This window comes from Stenotrophomonas rhizophila, from assembly GCF_020857975.1.
In the GTDB taxonomy this organism is placed as follows: Bacteria; Pseudomonadota; Gammaproteobacteria; order Xanthomonadales; family Xanthomonadaceae; genus Stenotrophomonas; species Stenotrophomonas rhizophila_C.
On record NZ_JACWUO010000023.1, the window covers coordinates 26682 to 49936 of the forward strand.

General features: G+C 64.7%; 33 protein-coding genes and 1 pseudogene. 3 read left to right on the plus strand and 31 right to left on the minus strand.

Annotation, left to right across the window (positions count from 1 at the left end):
* Window positions 1–12 precede the first annotated feature (12 nt).
* Together IC535_RS16825 and IC535_RS16830 are read left to right on the plus strand one after the other, a co-directional pair.
* A complete protein-coding gene (locus IC535_RS16825) occupies window positions 13–501 on the plus strand; it encodes a DUF2127 domain-containing protein (protein ID WP_228886398.1) in 489 nt (162 codons plus the stop codon).
* 56 nt (window positions 502–557) lie between these two features.
* Window positions 558–2177, plus strand: coding sequence for an amidase (locus tag IC535_RS16830; protein ID WP_228886397.1), 1620 nt, complete (start codon window positions 558–560; stop codon window positions 2175–2177).
* An 87-nt stretch (window positions 2178–2264) separates the two neighbouring features.
* Here IC535_RS16830 and IC535_RS16835 read toward each other — a convergent pair whose 3' ends face one another.
* Window positions 2265–3422 carry a mechanosensitive ion channel family protein gene (locus IC535_RS16835; RefSeq protein WP_267474748.1) on the minus strand — a complete coding sequence of 386 codons (1158 nt, stop codon included), beginning with the start codon at window positions 3420–3422 and terminating at the stop codon, window positions 2265–2267.
* A gap of 109 nt (window positions 3423–3531) precedes the next feature.
* Entirely contained in the window at window positions 3532–4923 is a 1392-nt protein-coding gene (locus tag IC535_RS16840) for a class II 3-deoxy-7-phosphoheptulonate synthase (protein ID WP_228886396.1), read from the minus strand.
* A 222-nt stretch (window positions 4924–5145) separates the two neighbouring features.
* On the opposite strand from IC535_RS16840, the gene IC535_RS16845 reads away from it, so the two are divergent.
* A complete protein-coding gene (locus tag IC535_RS16845; protein ID WP_228886395.1) occupies window positions 5146–7272 on the plus strand; it encodes a TonB-dependent receptor in 2127 nt (708 codons plus the stop codon).
* A 37-nt stretch (window positions 7273–7309) separates the two neighbouring features.
* On the opposite strand, the gene IC535_RS16850 is transcribed toward IC535_RS16845, so the two are convergent.
* The 29 genes and pseudogenes from IC535_RS16850 to IC535_RS16990 form a co-directional block, all read right to left on the minus strand.
* Window positions 7310–7822 (minus strand): disulfide bond formation protein B, encoded by a 513-nt coding sequence (locus IC535_RS16850; protein WP_228886394.1) that lies wholly within the window; start codon window positions 7820–7822, stop codon window positions 7310–7312.
* 605 nt (window positions 7823–8427) lie between these two features.
* Window positions 8428–8814 carry a 50S ribosomal protein L17 gene (gene rplQ, locus IC535_RS16855; protein ID WP_123728453.1) on the minus strand — a complete coding sequence of 129 codons (387 nt, stop codon included), beginning with the start codon at window positions 8812–8814 and terminating at the stop codon, window positions 8428–8430.
* Window positions 8815–9015: 201 nt separating this feature from the next.
* Entirely contained in the window at window positions 9016–10014 is a 999-nt protein-coding gene (locus tag IC535_RS16860; RefSeq protein ID WP_121042890.1) for a DNA-directed RNA polymerase subunit alpha, read from the minus strand.
* A gap of 55 nt (window positions 10015–10069) precedes the next feature.
* Window positions 10070–10699, minus strand: coding sequence for a 30S ribosomal protein S4 (gene rpsD, locus IC535_RS16865; RefSeq protein ID WP_019186164.1), 630 nt, complete (start codon window positions 10697–10699; stop codon window positions 10070–10072).
* 14 nt (window positions 10700–10713) lie between these two features.
* Entirely contained in the window at window positions 10714–11103 is a 390-nt protein-coding gene (gene rpsK / locus IC535_RS16870; RefSeq protein ID WP_017355427.1) for a 30S ribosomal protein S11, read from the minus strand.
* A gap of 12 nt (window positions 11104–11115) precedes the next feature.
* A complete protein-coding gene (gene rpsM / locus IC535_RS16875) occupies window positions 11116–11472 on the minus strand; it encodes a 30S ribosomal protein S13 (RefSeq protein WP_019186163.1) in 357 nt (118 codons plus the stop codon).
* A 361-nt stretch (window positions 11473–11833) separates the two neighbouring features.
* Window positions 11834–13189, minus strand: coding sequence for a preprotein translocase subunit SecY (gene secY / locus IC535_RS16880; protein WP_228886393.1), 1356 nt, complete (start codon window positions 13187–13189; stop codon window positions 11834–11836).
* 3 nt (window positions 13190–13192) lie between these two features.
* The gene (gene rplO / locus IC535_RS16885; RefSeq protein ID WP_228886392.1) at window positions 13193–13636 is read right to left on the minus strand and encodes a 50S ribosomal protein L15; all 444 of its coding nucleotides are present in this window, start codon (window positions 13634–13636) and stop codon (window positions 13193–13195) included.
* 4 nt (window positions 13637–13640) lie between these two features.
* On the minus strand, window positions 13641–13832 hold the full coding sequence (gene rpmD, locus IC535_RS16890) for a 50S ribosomal protein L30 (protein ID WP_228886391.1): 192 nt from the start codon (window positions 13830–13832) through the stop codon (window positions 13641–13643).
* Window positions 13825–14367 carry a 30S ribosomal protein S5 gene (gene rpsE / locus IC535_RS16895; protein WP_070209003.1) on the minus strand — a complete coding sequence of 181 codons (543 nt, stop codon included), beginning with the start codon at window positions 14365–14367 and terminating at the stop codon, window positions 13825–13827. Before rpsE ends, rpmD begins: the two co-directional genes overlap by 8 nt.
* A 158-nt stretch (window positions 14368–14525) precedes the next feature.
* A complete protein-coding gene (rplR, locus tag IC535_RS16900; protein ID WP_038690277.1) occupies window positions 14526–14885 on the minus strand; it encodes a 50S ribosomal protein L18 in 360 nt (119 codons plus the stop codon).
* A 95-nt stretch (window positions 14886–14980) separates the two neighbouring features.
* The gene (gene rplF / locus IC535_RS16905) at window positions 14981–15508 is read right to left on the minus strand and encodes a 50S ribosomal protein L6 (protein ID WP_228886390.1); all 528 of its coding nucleotides are present in this window, start codon (window positions 15506–15508) and stop codon (window positions 14981–14983) included.
* Between the two features lie 18 nt (window positions 15509–15526).
* Window positions 15527–15925, minus strand: a complete 399-nt coding sequence (rpsH, locus tag IC535_RS16910) for a 30S ribosomal protein S8 (protein ID WP_228886389.1) — start codon at window positions 15923–15925, stop codon at window positions 15527–15529.
* 263 nt (window positions 15926–16188) lie between these two features.
* A complete protein-coding gene (gene rpsN / locus IC535_RS16915) occupies window positions 16189–16494 on the minus strand; it encodes a 30S ribosomal protein S14 (protein ID WP_228886388.1) in 306 nt (101 codons plus the stop codon).
* 18 nt (window positions 16495–16512) lie between these two features.
* Window positions 16513–17055 carry a 50S ribosomal protein L5 gene (gene rplE, locus IC535_RS16920; protein ID WP_176990876.1) on the minus strand — a complete coding sequence of 181 codons (543 nt, stop codon included), beginning with the start codon at window positions 17053–17055 and terminating at the stop codon, window positions 16513–16515.
* A gap of 11 nt (window positions 17056–17066) precedes the next feature.
* Window positions 17067–17384 (minus strand): 50S ribosomal protein L24, encoded by a 318-nt coding sequence (gene rplX / locus IC535_RS16925; protein ID WP_228886387.1) that lies wholly within the window; start codon window positions 17382–17384, stop codon window positions 17067–17069.
* 16 nt (window positions 17385–17400) lie between these two features.
* Window positions 17401–17769: a 50S ribosomal protein L14 gene (gene rplN / locus IC535_RS16930; protein WP_038690286.1), complete on the minus strand. Its 369-nt coding sequence runs from the start codon at window positions 17767–17769 to the stop codon at window positions 17401–17403.
* Between the two features lie 13 nt (window positions 17770–17782).
* Complete coding sequence (gene rpsQ, locus IC535_RS16935) at window positions 17783–18052, minus strand: 30S ribosomal protein S17 (protein ID WP_228886386.1); 270 nt, start codon at window positions 18050–18052, stop codon at window positions 17783–17785.
* Between the two features lie 11 nt (window positions 18053–18063).
* Complete coding sequence (gene rpmC, locus IC535_RS16940; RefSeq protein WP_019186151.1) at window positions 18064–18249, minus strand: 50S ribosomal protein L29; 186 nt, start codon at window positions 18247–18249, stop codon at window positions 18064–18066.
* Window positions 18249–18662, minus strand: a complete 414-nt coding sequence (gene rplP / locus IC535_RS16945) for a 50S ribosomal protein L16 (RefSeq protein ID WP_019186150.1) — start codon at window positions 18660–18662, stop codon at window positions 18249–18251. The genes rpmC and rplP overlap by 1 nt, the downstream gene beginning before the upstream one ends.
* Window positions 18663–18667: 5 nt before the next feature.
* A complete protein-coding gene (gene rpsC / locus IC535_RS16950; RefSeq protein WP_228886385.1) occupies window positions 18668–19402 on the minus strand; it encodes a 30S ribosomal protein S3 in 735 nt (244 codons plus the stop codon).
* A gap of 17 nt (window positions 19403–19419) precedes the next feature.
* Window positions 19420–19755 carry a 50S ribosomal protein L22 gene (rplV, locus tag IC535_RS16955; protein WP_017355410.1) on the minus strand — a complete coding sequence of 112 codons (336 nt, stop codon included), beginning with the start codon at window positions 19753–19755 and terminating at the stop codon, window positions 19420–19422.
* 12 nt (window positions 19756–19767) lie between these two features.
* Window positions 19768–20037 carry a 30S ribosomal protein S19 gene (rpsS, locus tag IC535_RS16960; protein ID WP_017355409.1) on the minus strand — a complete coding sequence of 90 codons (270 nt, stop codon included), beginning with the start codon at window positions 20035–20037 and terminating at the stop codon, window positions 19768–19770.
* A gap of 6 nt (window positions 20038–20043) precedes the next feature.
* The gene (gene rplB / locus IC535_RS16965) at window positions 20044–20871 is read right to left on the minus strand and encodes a 50S ribosomal protein L2 (RefSeq protein ID WP_038690292.1); all 828 of its coding nucleotides are present in this window, start codon (window positions 20869–20871) and stop codon (window positions 20044–20046) included.
* Between the two features lie 10 nt (window positions 20872–20881).
* On the minus strand, window positions 20882–21181 hold the full coding sequence (rplW, locus tag IC535_RS16970) for a 50S ribosomal protein L23 (protein ID WP_019186147.1): 300 nt from the start codon (window positions 21179–21181) through the stop codon (window positions 20882–20884).
* Window positions 21178–21783 (minus strand): 50S ribosomal protein L4, encoded by a 606-nt coding sequence (rplD, locus tag IC535_RS16975; RefSeq protein ID WP_128095571.1) that lies wholly within the window; start codon window positions 21781–21783, stop codon window positions 21178–21180. The genes rplW and rplD overlap by 4 nt, the downstream gene beginning before the upstream one ends.
* A gap of 12 nt (window positions 21784–21795) precedes the next feature.
* A complete protein-coding gene (gene rplC / locus IC535_RS16980; protein ID WP_228886384.1) occupies window positions 21796–22446 on the minus strand; it encodes a 50S ribosomal protein L3 in 651 nt (216 codons plus the stop codon).
* 11 nt (window positions 22447–22457) lie between these two features.
* Window positions 22458–22769, minus strand: a complete 312-nt coding sequence (gene rpsJ / locus IC535_RS16985) for a 30S ribosomal protein S10 (RefSeq protein WP_010341589.1) — start codon at window positions 22767–22769, stop codon at window positions 22458–22460.
* Window positions 22770–23102: 333 nt separating this feature from the next.
* Window positions 23103–23255: pseudogene (locus IC535_RS16990) on the minus strand (elongation factor Tu); the annotation flags it as partial.

Below are 23255 nucleotides of genomic sequence, written 5' to 3' on the forward strand. Positions count from 1 at the left end.
GGACCCATTGTCGTGATCGACAAGCCCTACAACCCGGATCCTCACAAGCATCCGGGGCTTCACCTGATCGCCTTGCTGGAAGCCAGCAAGGCGGTCCTGGCGCTGTTGGCTGCGACCGGGCTGGAAATGCTCGGCCCGCAGCCCCTGCGCGATGCGGTCAATGCCCTGATCCGCCGGTTCAGTCTGGACCCGGATCACGGCACCCTGCCCTCGCTGCTCAACATGATCAGCCCCGATGCGGTGCATCTGGCGGCTGCTGCAATGGTCGCCTACGGCGTGCTGCACCTGTTCGAGGCCTGGGGCCTCTGGCGGGCCAAGGCCTGGGCCTCCTGGCTGGGCTGCGTCACCGCGGGCATCTACCTGCCCTTCGATATCTATGCCATCACCCGTCACCCCGGCTGGGCCGCGTGGTCGGTGCTGGTGATCAACCTGATCGTGGTCGGCGTGCTCGCCCGCGATATCCGCAAGCGCCACGGCACGCCGCCCCACCCGGCCGGCTGAGTTGCCAAGCGTGGCACCGGCTGGTTAGCCTGAGCGCCGGTTTCCGGAACACCCCCATGCGCCTGTCGTTGACATCGCTGCTGCTCGCCGTCGCGCTGTGCGGCTGCGCGCCATCGCCTGCGCCGGTACAGGCCAGCGAAGCACCGGCAGCCGTGCCGATCGATATCCCGTTCGCCTATGCCGAGACCGACATCGCCGACCTGCAGGCGCAGATGGCCGCCGGCGCGCTGGACAGCGTCACCCTGACCGGCGCCTACCTGGACCGCATCGCGCGGCTGGACCGCGCCGGGCCACGCCTGAACGCGGTGATCGAACTCAATCCCGATGCCCTCAAGGAGGCCGCCGCGCTGGATGCCGAGCGCCGCCGCGGCCAGCTGCGCGGGCCCCTGCACGGCATCCCGCTGCTGCTCAAGGACAACATCGGCGCGCGCCCGATGCGCAACAGCGCCGGCTCGCTGGCACTGGCCGGGTTCGGCCCGGACGATGCCTTCCTGGTCACCCGCCTGCGTGCGGCCGGGGCGCTGATCCTGGGCAAGACCAACCTCAGCGAATGGGCCAACTTCCGCTCCAGCCAGTCGATCTCCGGCTGGAGCGCGCGAGGCGGGCAGACCCGCAATCCGTACCGCCTCAGCCACAACCCCTGCGGTTCCAGCAGCGGCAGCGCGGTGGCGGTGTCGGCCAATCTGGCCGCCGCGGCGGTTGGCACCGAAACCGACGGCAGCATCGTCTGCCCGGCAGCGGTCAATGGCGTGGTCGGGCTCAAACCCACGGTCGGCCTGGTCAGCCGCGAAGGCATCATCCCGATCTCCTTCAGCCAGGACACCGCCGGCCCGATGGCGCGCAGCGTGGCCGATGCGGCGGCACTGCTGACCGCCATGGCCGGGCGCGACGACGCCGACCCGGCCACCGCCACCATGCCCGGGCGCGCGGTCTACGACTACACCTCCCGGCTGAACCCGGACGGCCTGCGCGGGGCCCGCATCGGCGTCCTGCACGGGCCGCTGGAGCAACAGCCGGGCATCGCCCCGGCGCTGCGGCACGCCATCGCCATCCTCACCGAGGCCGGCGCGGTGGTGGTGCCGGTGGAACTGCCGACCCAGGGCCAATGGCAGGATGCCGAACGGATCGTGCTGCTGCACGAGTTCAAGGCCGGCCTGCAACGCTACCTGGGCACCCACAATGCCCCGCTGCGCGATCTGGACCAGGTGATTGCCTGGAACCGCGCGCATGCCGGCAAGGAGCTGGCGCTGTTCGGCCAGGACCTGATGGAGACCGCCGCCGCCGTCGGGGGCCTGGGCACGCCGGAGTACATCGCCGCGCGCAGCCGGGCACGCCGGCTGGCCGGCCCGGAAGGCATCGATGCGGTGCTGCGGGCCCAGCACCTGGATGCGCTGATCGCCCCGACCACCGGGGTGGCCTGGCCGATCCGGGCCGGTGCCGGCGATGACTTTCCCGGCGGCAGTTACAGCGCCGCCGCGGTTGCCGGCTACCCCAGCCTGAGCGTGCCGATGGCGCATGTGAACGGGCTGCCGCTGGGCCTGCTGTTCATGGGTACGGCCTGGAGCGAACCGCGCCTGATCGAACTGGGCTACGCCTACGAGCAGCGCACCCGCGCGCGGCGCCCGCCGCGTTTCAGGACCGACAGCCTGCTGCCGCACCCCAGCCCACCCCGGTAGTGCCGGCCGCTGGCCGGCAACCAGGCGTACCTGGACGAGATCATGAGGTTGCCGGCCAGCGGCCGGCACTACCGGACGCAACCCGCATTAGCTGTTGGCTGGTTCCGGCGGGGTCGCCGGCGCACCGTCCTCGGCACCGGGCGAACGCACGTCTTCAACCGGTTGCGGCCCCTGCCGCCGCAGGCCGGGATCGGGCTGCTGCAGCAGCTCGGCACGGGTCCGCGGCAGCGCCTGGGGATGTTCGCGCGCCAGGAAATCCAGCATCCGTTCGCGCACGATGCAGCGCAGGTCGAAGGCATCGCCGGAATTGCGCGCACTCACCAGCAGCCGCACCTGCAGAGTGTGTTCGGTGGTCTCGGTGACCTGGGTCACGCAGACCCGGCCGTCCCACAACGCTTGATCGGCGCAGATGCGTTCCAGTTCGGCCCGGATCGCCGCGATCGGGGCCCGGTAGTCCAGCCACAGGAAGGCGGTGCCCAGCAGGTCGGCGCTGCGCCGGGTCCAGTTCTGGAACGGGTGTTCGATGAACCAGGTCAACGGCACCACCATGCGCCGTTCGTCCCAGATCCGCACCACCACGTAACTGCTGCCGATTTCCTCCACGCGGCCCCACTCGCCCTCGACGATCACCACATCGTCCAGCCGGATCGGCTGGGTCAAGGCGATCTGCAGGCCCGCGATCAGGTTGCCGAACACCGGCTTGGCCGCGATGCCCGCCACCAGCCCGATGATGCCGGCCGAGGCCAGCAGCGCGGTCCCGATCTGACGCACCATCGGGAAGGTCAGCAGGATCAGCGAGACGCCGACCAGGATGATCGCGCCCATCAGCACCCGGCTGAGCACCCGGGTCTGGGTTTGCACGCGGCGGGCGGCGAGGTTGTCCGCCACCTCCATCGGGTGCTCGCGCAGGATCGCCCGTTCGCCAGCAGCCACCGCGCGGACCAGCAGCCAGATCACGCAGACGGTCAGGCCGATATGCAGCAGCCGCAGCGACTGGTCCAGCCAGCGCCCCTGCAGCGGCGTGGCCTCCAGCGCAGGGATCAGCAGCAGCAACGGCAGCGCGAACGCCAAGGGCCGGCTGATCACCCGCGCGATCCGCGCGCGCCGGTAGTCGCGGCCCTTGAGCCGCCGGGTCAGCGCCATCAGCAACCACCAGCCGGTGAGCCCCACCGCCAGCGCAATGCCGATCGGCCACAGATACAGCGCCGCCTGCTGCCAATCCACCGTCACTGCACACTCCTGCATTGATCCGCAAAGACCGCAGCATGCCAGCGCTACCATGACCGGCACGTCAGCCGGATGTAAGCCGCGCGTGGACGCGGTGCCGCCACGCCAGGCGCGGCGGCGGCCGGGCTTATGCCGCGTAGTGCTGCTGTTTGCGCACGATCGCCATGGCGATCTCCAGCGACTGGTCGTAGTTCAGGCGCGGGTCCACCGAGGAGCGGTAGGCACGCTCCAGGTCGCGCTCGGTCAGTTCGCGGGCGCCGCCGGTGCATTCGGTCACGTCCTCGCCGGTCAGCTCCAGGTGCACGCCGCCCAGGCGGGTGCCGGCGGCGGCGTGCAGGTCGAAGGACATCTCCACCTCGCCGCGCACGTTGTCGAAGCGACGGGTCTTGTAGCCGTTGCTGGTGCTCTCGGTGTTGCCGTGCATCGCATCGCACACCCACAGCACGCGGCGGCCGTCGCGCTTGACCGCCTCCAGCAGCGGCGGCAGCTTGTCGGCGATCTGTGCCGCGCCCATGCGATGGATGAAACTCAGGCGGCCGGGTTCGTCGTCGGGGTTGAGCACGTCGATCAGGCGCAGCAGCTGGTCCGGCTGCACCGACGGACCGACCTTGATCGCGATCGGGTTGCGCACCCCGCGCAGATACTCCACGTGCGCGCCCTCCAGCGCGGCGGTGCGCATGCCGATCCACGGGTAATGCGTGCTCAGGTTCAACCAGCCCTGCTGGCGCGGCACCTGGCGGGTCAGCGCCTGCTCGTAGGGCAGCAGCAGGGCTTCGTGGGAGGTGTAGAAATCGATCCGGTTGAGGTTGTGCACGCGCACCCCGGCCAGGGTCTCCATGAAGTGCACCGCATCGCCGATCGAGGCCACCATCTTCTGGTAGTCGGCGGCCATCGGCGAATGCTGTACCCAGTCCAGGTTCCAGTACTCGGGGTGGTGCAGGTCGGCGAAGCCGCCGTCGATCAGGGCGCGCACGAAGTTCATGGTCATCGCCGAATGCGCATGGGCCTGCAGCATCCGGCGCGGATCGGGCTGGCGCGCGGCCTGGGTGAACTCCGGGGCATTGATCACATCGCCGCGGTAGCTGGGCAGGGTCACCCCGTCGCGGGTCTCGGTGTCGGCCGAGCGCGGCTTGGCGTACTGGCCGGCAAAGCGGCCCACCCGGATCACCGGCTTGTGCATGCCATGCACCATCACCAGGCTCATCTGCAGCAGCACCTTGAGCCGGTTGGAGATCGTGGTCGATTCGCAGTCGCTGAAGTTCTCGGCGCAGTCGCCGCCCTGCAGCAGGAACCGCTTGCCCTCCTGGGCATCGGCCAGCTGCTGCTTGAGCGACAGGATCTCCCAGGAGGTCACCAGCGGCGGCAGCCGCTTGAGCTCGTGCAGGGCCGCATCCAGTGCCAGCGGATCGGGGTAGGCCGGCATCTGCAGCGCGGGCTTGCCGCGCCAGCTGTCCGGCGACCAGGCGGCGTTGGCGGCGGTCACGGCGGGATCGGCTACGGGCGGGGCGGACGGGCTCATCACGGACTTCCGGGGGCATGGGGGACCGGCCATGGTCGCAGAGCGCGGCCGCCGCGCAAAGGGCCGGGGGCCGGCCGGCACTGGCTGAACGGTGGAAAACGGCGCGTGCGATCGGCCACGAACGGCATGGTCGTCGGCCGCTGGCCAGGCGCATGATTTGTTACGGAGTAACACTTGCCAGGCCGGCGTCCCTCTCTCCGTCCAGCCCTTGAGGCCATCCCCATGAAGCCGTCCCTGCTTGCCAGCAGCATCGCTTTCGCCCTGGCCCTGGCCAGCCTGCCCGTTCTGGCCGCCGCGCCCGATGCCCCGCCCCCGGCGGTGACCGATCTCGATGCGGTCACCGTCAGTGCCCGGCTCGACCAGGCCCGCAACGCCCTGTCGCCGGACATCGGCAGCAGCCAGTACCAGATCACCGCCGAGGACATCCAGAAGCAGCCGCTGGGCGCTTCGGCCCCGCTCAGCCAGGTGCTGCTGCAGGCGCCCGGGGTGGTCCAGGACAGCTACGGCGGCGTGCACGTACGCGGCGACCACGCCAACCTGCAGTACCGCCTCAACGGCGTGCTGCTGCCCGAGTCGATCTCCGGCTTCGGCCAGACCCTGGATGCGCGCACCATCAAGAGCATCCGCCTGATGGACGGCGCGCTGCCGGCCCAGTTCGGCGAGCGCACCGCCGCGGTGGTCGACATCACCACCCGCAGCGGCGCCGAGCTGGGCAACGGGGGCAGCGCCGGCCTCATCACCGGCGCCTACGGCACGCTCAACCCGAACGCCTCCTGGTGGGGCAGCCAGGGCCGCTGGAGCTGGTTCTTCACCGGCAACTACAACCAGAACCAAGTCGGCCTGGAGAACCCCACCGCCGCGCGCCGGCCCGACCATGACGATACCCACCAGGGCAAGGCGTTCGCCGACCTGACCTACCTGCTCAACGACAGCACCCGCCTGAGCCTGTTCGCCGGCTTTGCCAACAATCGCTTCCAGATTCCGACCAATCCGGGCCAGCCACCGCAGTTCGGCTACCTGGACACGGCCGGCTACGACTCGGCCCGGCTCGATGAGACCCAACGCGAGAACACCCGCTTCGGCATGCTGGTCCTGCAGGGCACGCTGGGCGCCACCGCCTACCAGGTCTCGGCCGGGCAACGCTACAGCGACCTGGGGTTCAATCCTGACGTTGCCGGCGACCTGGTGTTCAACGGGGTCGCCTCACAGGTGCAGCGCAGCAACCGCGCCAACACCGTGCAGGCCGATTTCTCCACCCCGCTGGGCGACAACCACACTCTGCGCTACGGCCTGTACAGCAACAACGAGCAGGCGCGCGCGGCCAGCACGGCCTGGGTGTTCCCGGTCGATGCCGACGGCAACCAAGCCGGCACCACCCCGATCGTGATCCCCGACGCCAGCGCCTTCCATGCCAGCACCACGGCGCTGTACGTGCAGGACCAGTGGCGCCTCGCCGAGGACTGGACGCTCAACTACGGCCTGCGCGGCGACCGTTTCAAGGCGTTCGGTGGCAGCGAAGGGCAGCTCAGCCCGCGCCTGGGCGTGGTCTGGAACGCCGGCGACAGCACCACCGTGCATGCCGGCTATTCGCGCTACTTCACGCCGCCGGCCAGCGAGCTGGTCGCCGGCAGCGACATCGCGCTGTACGACGGCACCAGCAACCAGCAGCCCGGCACGGGCAGCACCACGCCGCTGTCAGAGCGCAGCGACTACTTCGACGTGGGCGTCTCCCAGCAGGTCGGCGAGCACCTGACCCTGGGCCTGGACGCCTATGACCGCAAGGTCGACCGCCTGCAGGACGAAGGCCAGTTCGGCGCGGCCTACATCTACTCCACCTTCAACTACCGCCAAGGCCACATCCACGGCGTGGAGTTCAGTGCCGACTACAGCCACGGCCCGCTCAGTGCGTACATCAACGCCGCCTACAACAAGGCGATGGGCAAGCAGGTACTCACCGGCCAGTACAACCTGGATCCGCAGGCACTGGCCTACGTGCAGGACAACTGGATCCACCTGGACCACGACCAGAAATTGACCTCCTCGGGCGGCGTCAACTACACCTTTGCCGGGCACAACCGGATCGGGGCCAACTACGTGTTCGGCAGCGGCCTGCGCTCGGACGCCGACGGGGTGCCCAACGGCGGCGAGCTGCCCGCCTATCTGCAGGTCAACCTCAGCGCGGGGCATGACTTCAATGCCGGCGGCGGCCACCCGCTGCATGCACAGCTGGCGGTGATCAACGCGCTGGACCGCAGCTACCAGCTGCGCGATGGTGGCGGCATCGGCGTGTTCGCCCCGCAATGGGGCCCGCGCCGCGGCGCCTACCTCAGCCTGCAGCAGGACTTCTGAGCAGCCGGCCCGCCGGCAACCGCCGGCGGGCCGGGCATTACTGGCGGGTACTGCGCTTGCGCAGGGCGGCGAACAACGCCCAACCGGCCAGCAGCGCGAACCAGACCAGGCTCCACATCGGCATGGTCAGGCCCAGGAACTGCCAATCGATGTTGCCGCAGTCGCCGGTACCGGTCAGCACGGTGCGGAACACCTCCAGCGGGCCCATGGTCTCGCTGAGGAAGGCCAGCGGCGGGCCACAGCTGGAGCCCATGTCCTTGGGCAGCAGCTGCACGTACACATGGCGGCCGGCGATGCCGATACCCACGGCGGCCGCGATGAACGCCAGCACCCCATAGGTGCCCCGCCCGGCGCGCTCGCGCGGGCCATGCAGCGCACCGATCAGGAACAGCAGGCCCAGCGCGGCGAACGCCAGCCGCTGGAAGATGCACAGCGGGCACGGTTCCAGGCCGATCTTCAGCTGCAGGAAGATCGCATAGCCGAGCAGCCCGGCGCAGATCAAAAACCCCAGCAGGAACTGGGCGCGGAAAGTCCAGCGCAATGGGTTCATTGCCAACACTCGTGAACGTGCAAGGCGCCAAGATTAACAGGACGCCGCAGGCCCCGGCCCATGCCGACCTACCGGCTATCGGCCCGCTGGACCAGACAGCGTGTTCCAAGATCCACACCCACGCCGAGCTTCCCAGTAGGGCGTCGGTAAGGGCGGGTTGGCGGGACACGCCGTGAATCCATCCCTGGAGGCTCCGTCGCGCCATCCATGGCGCTCAGGGTCCCGCCAACCCACCCGTACCGCCGCCTGGACAGTTGGCTGGTGCCGTGGCATTGAACAGCAAGCTATCGAGCGACGTGATTGGCTGCACGTCAGCTGGCGCAAAAGCGCGCCGGGAGTGAGCTGCACAGCTCGCCCCCTCCCATGCGCAACGACCAACTGTCCAGGCGCTGGTGGGGGTGGGTTTACGGGACCCTGAGCCGCATGGATGCGGCGACGGAGCTTACATGGACGTACTTGCAGCGTGTCCCGTAAACCCACCCCCACTAGGGCCATCGCAGGAACCGACGTACTGCACTGCCGCCCTTGCCTTTTCTCAGGCCCAGAAACGGAAAAACCCGGCACAAGGCCGGGTTCTTCACCGAATTACGGGTGGTGCTCGAAGATTACTCTTCGACGGCTTCAGCCACGGCAGCCGGACGGTCGACCAGCTCCACGTAAGCCATCGGCGCATTGTCGCCGGCGCGGAAACCGCACTTCAGCAGACGCAGGTAGCCGCCCGGACGGGTCGCGTAACGCGGGCCCAGGGTGGTGAACAGGTTGCCGACGGCTTCGTTGTCGCGCAGGCGGGCGAAGGCCAGACGACGGTTGGCAACCGAATCAACCTTGGCCAGGGTGATCAGCGGCTCGGCGACGCGGCGCAGTTCCTTGGCCTTGGGCAGAGTGGTCTTGATCAGTTCGTGCTTGAACAGCGACGCCGCCATGTTCTTGAACATCGCCTCGCGGTGGGCGCTGGTGCGGTTGAACTTGCGGCCGGACTTCATATGACGCATGGGAATGGTTCCTTGATTGAATATTGAATCGGTTGGGTATCGCTGTCGCCTTCCTGGCGTTGCTGCTTGGACTGCGGATGGTCCGTCGTCGGCCCTCCTGGCCGACCGTCACCGCAGGCTATGGGCCTGTCGATGCGAAATGTTGCCGGTGAAGCCCCCGCACCCGAAGGTGCGGGGTCAAGCATCTTGCGTAACGCTGGATCAGCCGAGCATGCCGTGCTGGGCGACACCGGCCGGCGGCCAGTTCTCCAGCTTCATGCCAAGCGAAAGGCCGCGCTGCGCGAGGACTTCCTTGATCTCGGTCAGCGACTTCTTGCCGAGGTTCGGGGTCTTGAGCAGTTCCACTTCGGTCTTCTGGATCAGATCGCCGATGTAATAGATGCTCTCTGCCTTGAGGCAGTTGGCCGAACGCACGGTCAGTTCCAGGTCGTCGATCGGGCGCAGCAGCACCGGATCCACGCCGTTGTTGGCCGGCTTGGCCGCACCGCGGTCGCGGTGGGTGAAGTCACCGAACACCGACAGCTGATCGCTGAGGATGTCGGCGGCGGTGCGCACGGCTTCCTCGGCATCGATCGTGGCGTTGGTTTCGATGTCCAGCACCAGCTTGTCCAGATCGGTACGCTGTTCAACGCGGGCCGCTTCCACCGAATAGGCGACGCGACGGACCGGCGAGAACGACGCATCCAGGACCAGACGGCCGATGGCACGGGTTTCTTCATCAGGACGACGACGGGCAGCAGCAGGCTGGTAGCCGAAACCGCGCTCGACCTTCAGACGCATGTTGATCGCCACATCCTTGGTGAGATGGCAGATCACATGAGCCGGATTGAGGATCTCGGTGTTATGGTCGATCTTGATATCGGCAGCGGTCACGACACCCGGACCCTGCTTGGACAGCGACAGGGTTGCGTTGTCGCCGGTATGCATGCGGATGGCCACATCCTTCAGGTTGAGCAGGACTTCAAGTACGTCCTCCTGCAGACCTTCAAGTGTGGTGTACTCGTGCAGCACGCCGTCGATTTCCACTTCCGTGATGGCGAAGCCCGGGATGGACGACAGCAGCACGCGACGCAGGGCATTGCCCAGCGTATGCCCGTAACCACGCTCCAAGGGCTCGATAACGACCTTGGCGCGGGTATCGGTAAGGCGTTCGATCTGCGGACCACGAGGACGCAGAACCTGGTTGGCGGTAACCGTCATGTTGCGGGTTCTCCTAGTGAATCCCCGGCCGTCGCCGGGGATTCTCCAATGTGAATTACTTCGAATACAACTCGACGATCAGCGCTTCGTTGATATCCGCAGGCAGGTCCGAACGATCCGGCACGGCCTTGAAGATGCCGGCGAACTTGCCGGAATCCACTTCAACCCACGACGGACGCAGGTCGTGCGTGGCAGATACGGTCAGGGCTTCCTGAACGCGCAACTGCTTGGCAGCCTTTTCGGACAGCGCCACGGCATCGCCAGCCTTGACCTGGTACGAAGCCAGGTTGACGGACTTGCCGTTGACGGTGACGCCGCGGTGCGAGACCAGCTGACGAGCAGCCGGACGGGTCACAGCGAAGCCCATGCGATAGACGACGTTGTCCAGACGGGTTTCCAACAGCTGCAGCAGGTTCTCGCCGGTGTTGCCCTTCTTGGTCGAGGCCTTCTTGTAGTAGTTGCGGAACTGACGCTCCAGCAGACCGTAGATACGCTTGACCTTCTGCTTTTCACGCAGCTGGGTAGCGTAGTCGGACAGCTTGCCCTTGCGGGCGGTGGCGCCGTGCTGGCCGGGCTTCTGCTCCAGCTTGCACTTGGAATCCAGCGCGCGCGCCGGGCTCTTGAGGGAAAGGTCGGCGCCTTCGCGGCGGGCGAGCTTACAGGTAGGACCGATATAACGAGCCATTTCTTATCGCTCCTTTAGACGCGACGCTTCTTCGGCGGACGGCACCCGTTGTGCGGGATTGGCGTCACGTCGATGATGTTGGTGATCTTGTAGCCCACGTTGTTCAGCGAGCGCACGGCCGACTCACGACCCGGACCCGGGCCCTTGATGCGGACTTCCAGGGACTTGACGCCGTAGTCGAGCGCGGCGCGGCCGGCCTTCTCGGCAGCCACCTGGGCAGCGAACGGGGTGGACTTACGCGAACCGCGGAAGCCAGCGCCACCGGACGTCGCCCACGACAGTGCATTGCCCTGGCGGTCGGTGATGGTCACGATGGTGTTGTTGAAAGAAGCGTGGACGTGGGCGACGCCGTCAGTGACGACGCGCTTGATCTTCTTCTTGGTCTTAGCGACGGGCTTAGCCATTTCTTAGGTCCCTTACTTCCTGATCGCCTTGCGCGGGCCCTTGCGGGTGCGGGCGTTGGTACGGGTGCGCTGGCCACGAAGCGGCAGGCCGCGACGGTGACGCAGACCGCGGTAGCAGCCCAGATCCATCAGGCGCTTGATCGCGATACCGATTTCACGGCGCAGATCGCCTTCCACGATGTACTTGCCGACTTCGAGACGCAGACGCTCGATTTCCGGCTCCGACAGATCGCGGATCTTGGTGGTCGAGGTCACGCCTGCGGCGTCGCAGACCTTCTTCGAACGGGTACGGCCGATGCCGTAAATGCTTTGCAACCCGACCCAGACGTGCTTCTGGGCTGGCAGGTTGACGCCTGCAATACGCGCCATGACGCGGTTCTCCAGCTGAGTGATGGCCGACAGCGCACCAACGGCGCGCCAATCCGGCAGGATGGATCAAAAAGTGAACTAGCGATACTAACAAGGTTCCGGTCTACTTGGAAGCCCGTGAAACACAAGGTTTCACGAACCCGGCCCAGGGAGTGTGCCCAGGCTCCGGCGCCGGATCAGGTTGACCCCGGAGAAAAGGCGCTTTCGTGCCCTTTCCCGGAACCGCCCGCGCTACTCCCGCGCGGGACGACCCGATCTCACCCCCACCCGGAACCGCTGCGGGGGCCGCCCTTCGTTTGTGTGGCCAGGTCCGCGAAGCGGAGGACCATCACGTCAGGAAGACGAAAGTGTAACAGGCTTATCAGCCGCGGGCAAAACCGCCGCGGTTGCCGCCCTTCAGGTTGGCCTTCTTCAACAGGCTCTCGTACTGGTGCGACATCAGGTGCGCCTGGATCTGGGCGATGAAGTCCATCACCACCACCACCACGATCAGCAGCGAGGTGCCGCCGAAGTAGAAGGACGCGCCCAGCTGGGTACGCATGATCTCAGGCAGCAGGCACACGATCACCAGGTACAGCGAGCCGGCTGCGGTCAGGCGGGTCAGCACGGCATCCACGTAGTCGGCGGTGGCCTTGCCCGGACGGATGCCCGGAATCAGCGCGCCGGACTTCTTCAGGTTGTCGGCGGTTTCCTGCGAGTTGAACACCAGCGCGGTATAGAAGAACGCGAAACCGGTGATCAACGCCGCGAACACGATCATGTGCAGCGGTTCGCCCGGGCCCAGCGCATTGGCTACCTTCTGCAGCCAGGTAGCCGAGCTGGCCTGGCCGGACCACATGGCCAGGGTGGTCGGGAACGCGAGGATCGACGAGGCGAAGATGGCCGGGATCACGCCCGCCATGTTCAGCTTCAGCGGCAGGAACGAGGTCTGGTTCATGTACGCGTTGCGGCCGCCCTGGCGGCGTGCGTAGTTGACCGTGATCCGGCGCTGGCCGCGTTCGACGAACACCACGAAGTAGGTGAAGGCCAGCACCACCAGCACGATCATCAGCAGCGCGATGAAGCTCATGTTGCCGTCGCGGTAGGCCTCCACGGTCTGGATGACCGCGCCCGGCAGGCCGGCGACGATGCCGGCGAAGATGATCAGCGAAACACCGTTGCCGATGCCGCGCTCGGTGACCTGCTCGCCGACCCACATCAGGAAGATGGTACCGGCGGTCAGCGCGATGATGGCGGTGAGCACAAAGCCCATGCCCGGCGCATATACCACCGGCGCGCCACTGGGGGACAACTGGTTCTGCAGCGCCAGCGCGATGCTGCCGCCCTGCACCACCGCCAGCAACACGGCGCCGATGCGGGAATATTGGGTGATCTTGCGGCGGCCGGATTCACCTTCCTTCTGCATTGCCTTCAATGCCGGGAAGATGTGCACCGCCAGCTGCATCACGATGGATGCCGAAATGTACGGCATCACGTTCAGCGCGAAAATGCTGAAACGGTGCAGGGCGCCGCCCGAGAACATGTTGAACATGTCCACGATGCCGCCGCCCTGCGCCTGCATGAGCGCAAGCATGGCATCGGGATTGACGCCCGGCACCGGCACATAACAGCCAATGCGGTAGACGATCAAAGCCCCGACAACAAACAGCAGTCGCTGGCGAAGTTCCGTGAACTTGCCGAGCCCGCCGCCGAGGTTACCAATGCCAGCTTGCGCCATGTCTTACTCCTGTACGCTGCCGCCGGCAGCTTCGATCACAGCCTTAGCACCGGCCGTTGCAGCAATGCCCTTCAGGACGAAAGCCTTGGTCAGCTCACCCTTCAGCACGATCTTGGCGCGCTTGGCGCTGCTCGGGACCAGCTTGGCAGCGCGCAGCGCGGCAAAGTCGATCTCGCCAGCTTCCAGGCGATCCAGATGGTAGGACAGCACTTCAGCGGTGTCCTTGGCGATCTTGGAACGGAAACCGACCTTCGGCAGACGACGCTGCATGGGGGTCTGGCCGCCTTCGAAGCCGGCCTTGATCTTGCCGCCACCCTTACGGGCGAACGAACCCTTGTGGCCGCGGCCGCAGGTCTTGCCCAGGCCCGAGCCGATACCACGGCCGACGCGGGTGCGCTCTTTGCGCGCGCCCGGTGCCGGGCTCAATTCATTCAGATGCATGGTCATTGGATTATTCCTCAACCTTGACGAGGTAGTGGACCTTGTTGATCAGGCCGCGAACCTGCGGGCTGTCCTTCAGTTCACGCACATCGTTGAGCTTGTTCAGGCCCAGGGCACGCACCGACAGGCGGTGACGCGACTGGGTGCCACGCAGGCCACCGACGAGGCGGACCTTGACGGTCTTGACGGTGTCATTAGCCATGGTTGAGATCCTCCACCTTCTTGCCGCGCTTGGCCGCGATGCGGACCGGCGACTGCATTTCCGACAGGCCCTTCAGCGTGGCGCGAACCAGGTTGATCGGGTTGCGCGAACCGACGGCCTTGGCCAGCACGTTCTTGACGCCAACCGCTTCCAGCACGGCGCGCATGGCACCACCGGCGATCACACCGGTACCTTCGGAGGCCGGCATCATGAACACGCGGGCTGCGCCGTGGCCGGACTTCACCGGGTGCCACAGGGTGCCGTTGTTCAGATCGACGTCGGCCAGGTTCTTGCGGGCCTGCTCCATCGACTTCTGGATCGCGACCGGCACTTCACGCGCCTTGCCGTAACCGAAACCGACCTTGCCTGCGCCGTCACCGACCACGGTCAGTGCGGTGAAGGTGAACTGACGGCCACCCTTGACGGTCTTGCTGACGCGGTTGACCGCGACCAGCTTTTCGATCATGCCGTCGTCGACTTTCTCTTCGCGGTTACGGTCGCGATCGCGACCCCGCTGCTGACGTTCTTCTGCCATGTTGATTCCTTGATTGATTGAGTATGTACGGCTCGAGGCCGCTTATAGCTGTGGAATGGTGCGGTGGACCGATCGCCCCTGCAGAAGAAGGACGTCGTCCGGCGTAACCCACGCCGGCAGGCAGGCGGAAACGGGGCGATGCCCCGTTTCCTTGTCGCTTAGAACTGCAGGCCGCCTTCGCGGGCTGCGTCGGCCAGCGCCTTGATGCGGCCGTGGTAGCGGTAGCCCGAGCGGTCGAAAGCGACCTTCTCGATGCCCGCAGCCTTGGCGCGCTCGGCGACCAGCTTGCCGACCTTGGCGGCGGCGTCGCTGTTCTTGCCGTTCTTCAGGCCTTCCTTGACGTCGGCCTGGGTGGTGTTGGCAGCAGCCAGCACCTTGGAGCCATCGGCGGTGAAGACCTGGGCGTACAGGTGCTGACCGGTGCGCAGCACCGACAGACGCGGCACGCCGAGAACGCGGATGTGTGCACGGGTCGACTTGGCGCGACGCAGGCGGGCGATGTTCTTGTTGATGCTCATGATTTGAGTTCCTTGAAAGCTGAAGTAAAGCGGGCTTTTGCTTTGAGAAACCCGGCCGCTGACGGCCAGGCCTCCGTGGAAGTTCCCGCGCCTGATTAGGCCTTCTTGGCTTCCTTACGAATGATGACTTCGCCGGCGTACTTCACACCCTTGCCCTTGTAGGGCTCCGGCGGACGGAAGCCACGAATCTTGGCGGCAACTTCACCGACGCGCTGCTTGTCGTTGCCCTGGACCAGAACTTCGGTCTGGGTCGGGGTCGAGATGGTGATGCCTTCCGGCGCCACGAACACGACCGGGTGCGAGAAGCCCAGCGACAGGTTCAGGTCCTTGCCCTGCATGGCGGCACGGTAACCCACGCCGACCAGCTCGAGCTTGCGCTCGAAGCCTTCGGTCACGCCGTGGACCATGTTGGCCAGGATGGCGCGCACGGTGCCGGTGAGGGCGACCAGCGAAGCATCGTTGGCGGCCAGGCTGGCAACGCCGTTGTCAACGGTGATTTCGACACCGGCAACCTTGGCAAGCGACAGGGTGCCCTTGGGGCCCTTCACGCTCACGGATTCCGGCTGGATGGTCAGTTCAACGCCCTTGGGCAGGTTGATTGGCTTCTTGGCTACGCGGGACATAGTAGTTTCCTTCTCGCCTTAGGCCACGAAGCACAGGACTTCGCCGCCGACGCCCAACTGGCGCGCCTGCGCATCAGTCATGATGCCCTTGGAGGTGGAGATGATGGAGATGCCCAGGCCGTTGAGGACCTTCGGCAGCTCGGACTTGCCACGGTACTGGCGAAGGCCCGAACGCGAGAAACGCTTCAGGGTCTCGATGACCGGCTTGCCCTCGAAATACTTCAGCACGATTTCCAGCTCGGACTTGTTGTTCTCGAGCGGGGTCACGCGCAGATCGGTGATGTAACCCTCGTCCTTCAGGACCTGGGCGATTGCCACCTTGATCTTGGACGACGGTGCCTTCACCGTCTGTTTGCCAACCGCGGCCGCATTCTTGATGCGTACCAGCAGGTCGGCGATGGGATCAGTCATGCTCATAGTCGATACCTTTGAGTGCACCGATATCCGCTTTCGCGAAAATCTTGTGTCTTCCTGGGATGGGCCAGGGCCCCTGGAACGATGGTGGGCCGGCCAGCAGCCGGCGCCATACCCCGCCCTTGTGAAAAGGCAAGACGCGGGAGTATACGGCAAAAAGAGCCCGACTTGCGCCGGACTCTCTTAATCGGGAAGAAACCTGAACAACCGGCCCCTTCCCCCTGCCCCGCGCCGTGAAGCGCGGGCCAGGTTGTGGGAGCGATCCCTTACCAGCTGGCCTTGCGCAGGCCCGGCACGTCGCCGCGCATGGTGGCTTCGCGCAGCTTGTTGCGGCCCAGGCCGAACTTGCTGTACACGCCACGCGGGCGGCCGGACAGTTCGCAGCGGTTGCGGTGGCGGCTCGGCGACGAATCGCGCGGCAGCTTCTGCAACTTGATGACGGCCTCGGCCTTTTCGTCGTACGAAGCGGTGGTGCTTGCGATGATCTTCTTCAGCGCGTCACGCTTGCCGGCGTACTTGACAGCGAGCTTGGCCCGCTTCAGGTCGCGGTTGACCATGGAGGTCTTTGCCATTTCGGTTTCCTCGACGTATCAGTTACGGAACGGGAACTTGAACGCTGCAAGCAGCGCCTTCGCTTCCGCATCGGTCTTGGCGGTGGTGGTGATGGCGATATCCATGCCGCGAATCGCGTCGACAGCGTCGAAGTCGATTTCCGGGAAGATGATCTGTTCCTTCACACCCATGTTGAAGTTGCCACGACCGTCGAAGGAGCGACCGGAGACACCACGGAAGTCGCGCACGCGCGGCAGCGAGATGTTGATCAGGCGATCCATGAACTCATACATCTTTTCACGACGCAGCGTGGTCTTGCAGCCGATCGGCCAACCATCGCGGATCTTGAACGATGCCACCGAGACGCGGGACTTGGTCACGATCGGCTTCTGACCGGAGACCTTGGCCATGTCGGCGACGGCATTTTCCAGGATCTTCTTGTTCGTGGCCGCTTCGCCGACACCCATGTTCAGGGTGACCTTGACCAGCTTCGGAACCTGCATCGGATTGGTGTAGCCGAACTGCTTCATCAGCGCCGGCACCACTTCTTCCTTGTAGAACTTTTCGAGACGGGTATTCATCAGCGCATTCCTCAGGCGTCCAGCGCCTCACCGCTGGAGCGGAACACACGCAGTTTGCGTCCATCCTCCAGCACCTTGAAGCCAACGCGCTCGCCCTTGCCCGAAGCCGGGTTCAGCACATTCACGTTGGAGATATGGATCGAAGCTTCACGCTCGACCACGCCGCCGGCAACGCCTGCCTGCGGATTCGGCTTGGTGTGGCGCTTGACGATGTTCACGTTGGCGACGATCACACGATCGCCGTCGACGCGGACGATTTCGCCCTGCTTGCCCTTGTCCTTGCCGGTGTTGACGACAACCTGGTCGCCCTTCTTGATACGGTTAGCCATGATTATCTCCTGTCGCTCACAGCACTTCGGGAGCGAGCGAGACGATCTTCATGAACTTCTCGGTACGAAGTTCACGCGTCACCGGTCCGAAGATGCGGGTGCCGATCGGCTCTTGCTTGTTGTTGAGCAGGACGGCGGCGTTGGCGTCGAAACGGATCAGCGAACCGTCGGCGCGACGCACACCCTTGCGGGTACGCACCACGACGGCGTCGAACACTTCACCCTTCTTTACCTTGCCGCGCGGGATCGCATCCTTCACGGTGACCTTGATGATGTCACCGATGTGGGCGTAGCGACGCTTGGAGCCGCCCAGCACCTTGATGCACATCACTTCCTTGGCACCGGAATTGTCCGCGACCTCGAGGTAGCTCTGCATCTGGATCATGATTCAGATCTCCTTATTCAGCCGCACGCGTGATGACTTCCACCACGCGCCAGTTCTTGGTCTTGGACATCGGAGCAATTTCGGTCACGCGGACGACATCGCCTTCGTTGCAGGCGTTGTCGGCGTCGTGTGCGTGCAGCTTGGTCGAACGCTTGATGTACTTGCCGTACAGGGCGTGCTTGACCAGGCGCTCCACCAACACGGTGACCGTCTTGTCCATCTTGTTGCTGACGACACGGCCTTCGACCGTACGCAGCGTTTTGTTTTCAGTATTTTCGCTCATCGCGGCCATCCTTACTTGGTGCTGCCGAGCAGGGTCTTGACGCGAGCAATCTCGCGGCGAACCCGGCGGGTTTCGTGGGTCTTCGGCAGCTGGCCAGTGACCTGCTGCATACGGAGCGAGAACTGCTCCTTACGCAGGTCGATCAGGTGGCTCTTCAGGTCGTCAGCCGACTTTTCGCGAAGTTGTTTGATATCCATCAGAGCACCGTCCGGGTCACGAAAGTGGTGGTCACGGAGAGCTTGGCGGCTGCCAGGCGGAACGCCTCACGTGCCACGTCCTCTGCGACGCCTTCGATTTCATAGATCATGCGGCCGGGCTGGATCTGGGCTACCCAGTATTCCACGTTGCCCTTACCAGAGCCCATTCGCACTTCGATGGGCTTCTTGGTGATCGGCTTGTCGGGGAACACTCGGATCCACATCTTGCCGCCGCGCTTGACGTAGCGGCTGATCGAGCGGCGGGCCGCTTCGATCTGACGCGCGGTCAGCTGACCATGAGCGGTTGCCTTGAGGCCGTATTCGCCAAAGCTGACGGCGTTGCCGCTCCAGCTCAGACCATCGTTACGGCCCTTGTGTACCTTGCGGTATTTGGTTCGCTTGGGTTGCAACATTGTCGTTACCTCGCTTCACGAGCCGGGCGCGACGGGCGGTCACCGCGGTCGCCGCGATCATGACGATCGTTGCGCGGGGAGTCGTCCTGCTTTTCCTGGCCAACCTGGGAGAAATCGAAGACTTCGCCCTTGTAGATCCAGACCTTGATGCCGATGATGCCGTAGGTCGTCTTGGCTTCAGCGAAACCATAGTCGATGTCGGCACGCAGCGTATGCAGCGGCACGCGGCCTTCGCGGTACCACTCCGAACGGGCGATTTCTGCGCCGTTCAAGCGGCCACCGACGTTGACCTTGATGCCCAGGGCACCGAGGCGCATCGCGTTGCCGACCGAACGCTTCATCGCGCGGCGGAACATGATGCGACGCTCAAGCTGCTGCGCGATGGACTCGGCAACCAGCTGGGCGTCCAGCTCGGGCTTGCGCACTTCGGTGACGTTGATGTGCGCCGGGACGCCCATCATTTCGCTCACTTCCTTACGCAGCTTTTCGATGTCCTCGCCACGCTTGCCGATCACCACGCCCGGACGGGCGGTGTGGATCGTCACGCGAGCGGTCTTTGCCGGACGCTCGATCAGGATCTTGCTGATGCCGGCCTGCGCGAGCTTCTTGCGCAGCATTTCCCGCACCTTCAGGTCGGCCGCCAGATAACCAGCGAACTCGGCCTTGTTGGCGTACCACTTGGAGTTCCAGTCCTTGGAAATGCCGAGGCGGATACCAATCGGATGAACTTTATGACCCATGGTGTTTTCCTTTCCGCTTACTTGCCGGCGCCCACAACCACAGTGATGTGGCTGGTGCGCTTGAGGATGCGGGTGCCGCGGCCTTTCGCCCGCGCCATGAAACGCTTCAGGGTCGGACCTTCATCTACCATGATGGTCTGAACCTTCAGCTCGTCGACGTCGGCGCCCTGGTTGTTTTCGGCATTTGCGATAGCCGACTCCACCACCTTCTTGATCAGGTGGGCAGCCTTCTTATCCGAAAACTTCAACAGGTTGACCGCACGCTCGGCCGGCAGGCCGCGCACCTGGTCTGCGACCAGGCGGGCTTTCTGCGCAGAGATGCGCGCGGAGCGCAGGATTGCTTTCGCTTCCATTGTCATCTCTCCTTACTTGCCCGACTTCTTGTCACCACCGTGACCCTTGAAGGTCCGGGTGATGGCAAATTCGCCGAGCTTGTGGCCGACCATGTTCTCGTTGACGAGCACCGGAACGTGGTTCTTGCCGTTATGAACGGCGATGGTGATGCCTACCATTTCCGGCAGGATCATCGAACGGCGCGACCAGGTCTTGATCGGCTTCTTGCTACCCGCAGCGGCCTCCACCTTCTTGACGAGGTGGTGATCGACGAACGGGCCCTTCTTGAGTGAACGTGCCATGGTCGATTAGCCCCTACGATCGCGGACGATGAATTGCTGGGTGCGCTTGTTCTTGCGCGTCTTGTAACCCTTGGTCGGAACACCCCACGGGGTGACCGGATGCGGATTACCCTGGCCGGCCTTCGCCTCACCACCACCGTGCGGATGGTCAACCGGGTTCATGGCAGCACCACGAACGGTCGGGCGGACACCACGCCAGCGCTTGGCGCCAGCCTTGCCCAGCTTTTCCAGGTTGTGTTCGTCGTTGCCGACTTCACCGATGGTGGCACGGCACTCGACCGGAACCTTACGCATTTCACCCGAGCGCAGGCGCAGGGTGGCGTAGATGCCCTCACGAGCGACGAGCTGCACGGCAGCGCCGGCGGCACGCGCGATCTGGGCGCCCTTGCCCGGCTTCAGTTCGATGCCGTGGACAGTGGTACCGACCGGGATGTTGCGCAGCGGCAGCGTGTTGCCGGTCTTGATCGGCGCATCCGAACCCGCGATCACCTGGTCACCGGCCTTGAGGCCCTTCGGTGCGATGATGTAGCGGCGTTCGCCGTCGACGTAGCACAGCAGGGCGATATGGGCGGTGCGGTTCGGATCGTATTCGATGCGTTCCACGCGCGCCGGAATGCCTTCCTTGTTGCGCTTGAAGTCGATGACACGGTAGTGCTGCTTGTGGCCACCACCAACGTGACGGGTGGTGATGCGGCCGTGGTGGTTACGACCACCGGACTTGCTCTGCGGCTCCAGCAACGCTGCGTGCGGTGCGCCCTTGTGCAGATCGGGCGTAACCACGCGCACGGCCGAACGGCGGCCGGGGGAAGTGGGCTTGAATTTCATCAATGGCATGGGATGTACCTCAGGCCTTGGCCGTTACATCGATGGACTGGCCATCGGCGAGACGCACGTACGCCTTGCGCCAATCGCCGCGGCGGCCGGTGCGGTTACGGAAGGACTTGTTCTTGCCCTTCACGTTCAGCACGTTGACCGATTCGACCTTGACGTCGAACAGCTGCTCAACCGCGGCCTTTACATCGGCCTTGGTGGCTTCGTTCGAAACTTCGAAGACATACTGGTTGGAATGTTCCTGCAGGCGCGCGGTCTTTTCGGAGACTCGCGGAGCGCGCAGCACGCTGAAGACTTTTTCGTTGCTGCTCATGCCAGCCACTCCTCGACCTTCTTGACCGCGTCAGCGGTGATGACGACCGTGTCGGCACCGACCAGCGACACCGGGTCCAGACCCTGCACGTCACGCACTTCCACGTAGGGAATGTTGCGCGCCGACAGGTACAGGTGCTCGGAAGCGTCTTCGGTGACGATCAGCGGGCGCTTGCCCACTTCCAGGCCGGCCAGCTTGGCGATCAACGACTTGGTGTTGGTCGCTTCGACATCGAAGGACTCCACGATCGTCAAACGGCCCTGACGGTTCAGCTCGGACAGGATCGCGCACATGGCTGCACGGTACTGCTTGCGGTTGACCTTCTGCTCGAAGCTGCGCGGCTTGGCCGCGAAGGTGACACCACCGCCGACGAAGATCGGAGCCGTCAGTGCGCCATGACGCGCGCCGCCGCCCTTCTGCTTCTTCGACTTCTTGGTGGTACCAGCCACTTCAGAGCGAGTCTTCTGTGCCTTGGTGCCGGCGCGACCGGCGTTGCGGTAAGCAACGACGACCTGGTGAACCAGATCTTCGCTGAAATCGCGACCGAACACGGCATCGGAAACCGAGACCTTGTTGTTGCTACCCGTGATAACGAGTTCCATCGTCATCTCTCCTTATGCCTTGCTAGCCGGACGAACGATCACGTCACCACCCGCTGCGCCCGGAACGGCACCACGAATAGCGATCAGACCACGCTCGACATCGACCTTCACCACTTCAAGGCCCTGGGTGCTCTGCTGCACCGAACCCATGTGGCCGGACATCTTCTTGCCCGGGAAAACGCGACCCGGGGTCTGGCGCTGGCCCAAGGAACCCGGCGCGCGATGCGACAGCGAGTTACCGTGGGTTGCATCGCCCATACGGAAGTTGTAGCGCTTGATGGTGCCCTGGAAGCCCTTACCCTTGGTGACACCCTGGACGTCGACCTTCTGGCCGACTTCAAAGATGTCCGCCTTGACTTCGCCACCGACGGCGAAATCGCCGAGCTGGGCGTCTTCAACGCGGAATTCCCACAGGCCACGACCGGCTTCGACCTTCGCCTTGGCGAAGTGGCCGGCTTCCGGCTTGTTGACCAGGGCAGCGCGACGCGCGCCGACGGTCACCTGCACGGCGCTGTAGCCGTCAGCTTCGACGGTCTTGATCTGCGCGATGCGGTTCGGGGTTGCTTCAATCAGGGTCACCGGGATGGCCTGGCCATCTTCAGTGAAAACGCGGCTCATGCCAGCCTTGCGGCCCACGAAGCCCAACGAATATTTCTTCGTCATGGTCGTAGTCCTCAGGTCAGCTTGATCTGAACGTCGACGCCGGCAGCCAGTTCGAGCTTCATCAGCGCGTCCACGGTCTTGTCGTTGGGGTCGACGATATCGAGCACGCGCTTGTGCGTGCGGGTCTCGTACTGGTCACGCGCGTCCTTGTCGACGTGCGGGGAAACGAGAATGGTGTAACGCTCGATCTTGGTCGGCAGCGGGATCGGGCCACGCACTTGCGCGCCGGTCCGCTTTGCCGTTTCTACGATCTCGCTGGCCGAACGGTCGATCAAACGATGATCGAACGCCTTCAGCCGAATCCGGATCTTTTGGTCCGCCATGACGGTGGGTTCCTTCGTTAAAAGAGCGACGGACAAGGCCTCTGGGTTGCCTTGTCCCATGAATATCCTGAATGCGGACGCCGCACATTCCTGCGCGGCGACAAGATCTTTCCATAGACCTCAAAAATCGAGGCAGACCGGTCTCCCGATCTGCCCAGACAAAAAGTATAGCGCGCATACAACTTGGCAGTCAACAGGGGTCCTGTTGACAAAGCCTGAATGGCGCGACCCTTCCTGGTCTGGGGAACACGAGGCGCTTCCTGCACCTCTTTTCCCGTTTGGTTACACCCCGATGCCCTACCCAGGCAACATCGGGGCGCAGATTCTAGCAGATTACGCGATGATCTTGGAGACCACGCCGGCGCCGACGGTACGACCGCCTTCACGGATGGCGAAACGCAGGCCTTCGTCCATCGCGACCGGGTTGATCAGGGTGACAACCATCTTCACGTTGTCGCCCGGCATCACCATTTCCACACCTTCCGG

Coding starts and splice junctions, on each gene's coding strand:
- rplN (WP_038690286.1), bottom strand. CDS start 17,769: ATGATCCAGATGCAGAGCTACCTCGAGGTCGCGGACAATTCCGGTGCC.
- IC535_RS16835 (WP_267474748.1), bottom strand. CDS start 3,422: ATGCAGGAGTGTGCAGTGACGGTGGATTGGCAGCAGGCGGCGCTGTAT.
- rplQ (WP_123728453.1), bottom strand. CDS start 8,814: ATGCGTCATATGAAGTCCGGCCGCAAGTTCAACCGCACCAGCGCCCAC.
- rpsH (WP_228886389.1), bottom strand. CDS start 15,925: ATGAGCATGACTGATCCCATCGCCGACCTGCTGGTACGCATCAAGAAT.
- rpsD (WP_019186164.1), bottom strand. CDS start 10,699: ATGGCTCGTTATATCGGTCCTACCTGTAAGCTCGCCCGCCGCGAAGGC.
- rplV (WP_017355410.1), bottom strand. CDS start 19,755: ATGGAAGCGAAAGCAATCCTGCGCTCCGCGCGCATCTCTGCGCAGAAA.
- secY (WP_228886393.1), bottom strand. CDS start 13,189: ATGGCGCAAGCTGGCATTGGTAACCTCGGCGGCGGGCTCGGCAAGTTC.
- rplR (WP_038690277.1), bottom strand. CDS start 14,885: ATGAGCATCAACAAGAACATCGCCCGCCTGCGTCGCGCCAAGTCGACC.
- rplW (WP_019186147.1), bottom strand. CDS start 21,181: ATGAGCAGCAACGAAAAAGTCTTCAGCGTGCTGCGCGCTCCGCGAGTC.
- IC535_RS16850 (WP_228886394.1), bottom strand. CDS start 7,822: ATGAACCCATTGCGCTGGACTTTCCGCGCCCAGTTCCTGCTGGGGTTT.
- rpsN (WP_228886388.1), bottom strand. CDS start 16,494: ATGGCAAAGACCTCCATGGTCAACCGCGACCTGAAGCGGGCCAAGCTC.
- rplD (WP_128095571.1), bottom strand. CDS start 21,783: ATGGAACTCGTTATCACGGGTAGCAACAACAAGGTCTCGGTTTCCGAT.
- rplX (WP_228886387.1), bottom strand. CDS start 17,384: ATGGCTAACCGTATCAAGAAGGGCGACCAGGTTGTCGTCAACACCGGC.
- rpsS (WP_017355409.1), bottom strand. CDS start 20,037: ATGGCACGTTCACTCAAGAAGGGCCCGTTCGTCGATCACCACCTCGTC.
- IC535_RS16830 (WP_228886397.1), top strand. CDS start 558: ATGCGCCTGTCGTTGACATCGCTGCTGCTCGCCGTCGCGCTGTGCGGC.
- rplP (WP_019186150.1), bottom strand. CDS start 18,662: ATGTTGCAACCCAAGCGAACCAAATACCGCAAGGTACACAAGGGCCGT.
- IC535_RS16845 (WP_228886395.1), top strand. CDS start 5,146: ATGAAGCCGTCCCTGCTTGCCAGCAGCATCGCTTTCGCCCTGGCCCTG.
- IC535_RS16860 (WP_121042890.1), bottom strand. CDS start 10,014: ATGACGGTTACCGCCAACCAGGTTCTGCGTCCTCGTGGTCCGCAGATC.
- rplC (WP_228886384.1), bottom strand. CDS start 22,446: ATGACGAAGAAATATTCGTTGGGCTTCGTGGGCCGCAAGGCTGGCATG.
- rpsK (WP_017355427.1), bottom strand. CDS start 11,103: ATGGCTAAGCCCGTCGCTAAGACCAAGAAGAAGATCAAGCGCGTCGTC.
- rpsC (WP_228886385.1), bottom strand. CDS start 19,402: ATGGGTCATAAAGTTCATCCGATTGGTATCCGCCTCGGCATTTCCAAG.
- rpsJ (WP_010341589.1), bottom strand. CDS start 22,769: ATGGCGGACCAAAAGATCCGGATTCGGCTGAAGGCGTTCGATCATCGT.
- rplO (WP_228886392.1), bottom strand. CDS start 13,636: ATGACCATGCATCTGAATGAATTGAGCCCGGCACCGGGCGCGCGCAAA.
- rplE (WP_176990876.1), bottom strand. CDS start 17,055: ATGAATACCCGTCTCGAAAAGTTCTACAAGGAAGAAGTGGTGCCGGCG.
- IC535_RS16840 (WP_228886396.1), bottom strand. CDS start 4,923: ATGAGCCCGTCCGCCCCGCCCGTAGCCGATCCCGCCGTGACCGCCGCC.
- rpsE (WP_070209003.1), bottom strand. CDS start 14,367: ATGGCAGAAGAACGTCAGCAGCGGGGTCGCGATCGCGACCGTAACCGC.
- rplF (WP_228886390.1), bottom strand. CDS start 15,508: ATGTCCCGCGTAGCCAAGAAGCCAATCAACCTGCCCAAGGGCGTTGAA.
- rpmC (WP_019186151.1), bottom strand. CDS start 18,249: ATGGATATCAAACAACTTCGCGAAAAGTCGGCTGACGACCTGAAGAGC.
- rpmD (WP_228886391.1), bottom strand. CDS start 13,832: ATGGCTAATGACACCGTCAAGACCGTCAAGGTCCGCCTCGTCGGTGGC.
- rpsM (WP_019186163.1), bottom strand. CDS start 11,472: ATGGCGCGTATTGCAGGCGTCAACCTGCCAGCCCAGAAGCACGTCTGG.
- rpsQ (WP_228886386.1), bottom strand. CDS start 18,052: ATGAGCGAAAATACTGAAAACAAAACGCTGCGTACGGTCGAAGGCCGT.
- rplB (WP_038690292.1), bottom strand. CDS start 20,871: ATGCCATTGATGAAATTCAAGCCCACTTCCCCCGGCCGCCGTTCGGCC.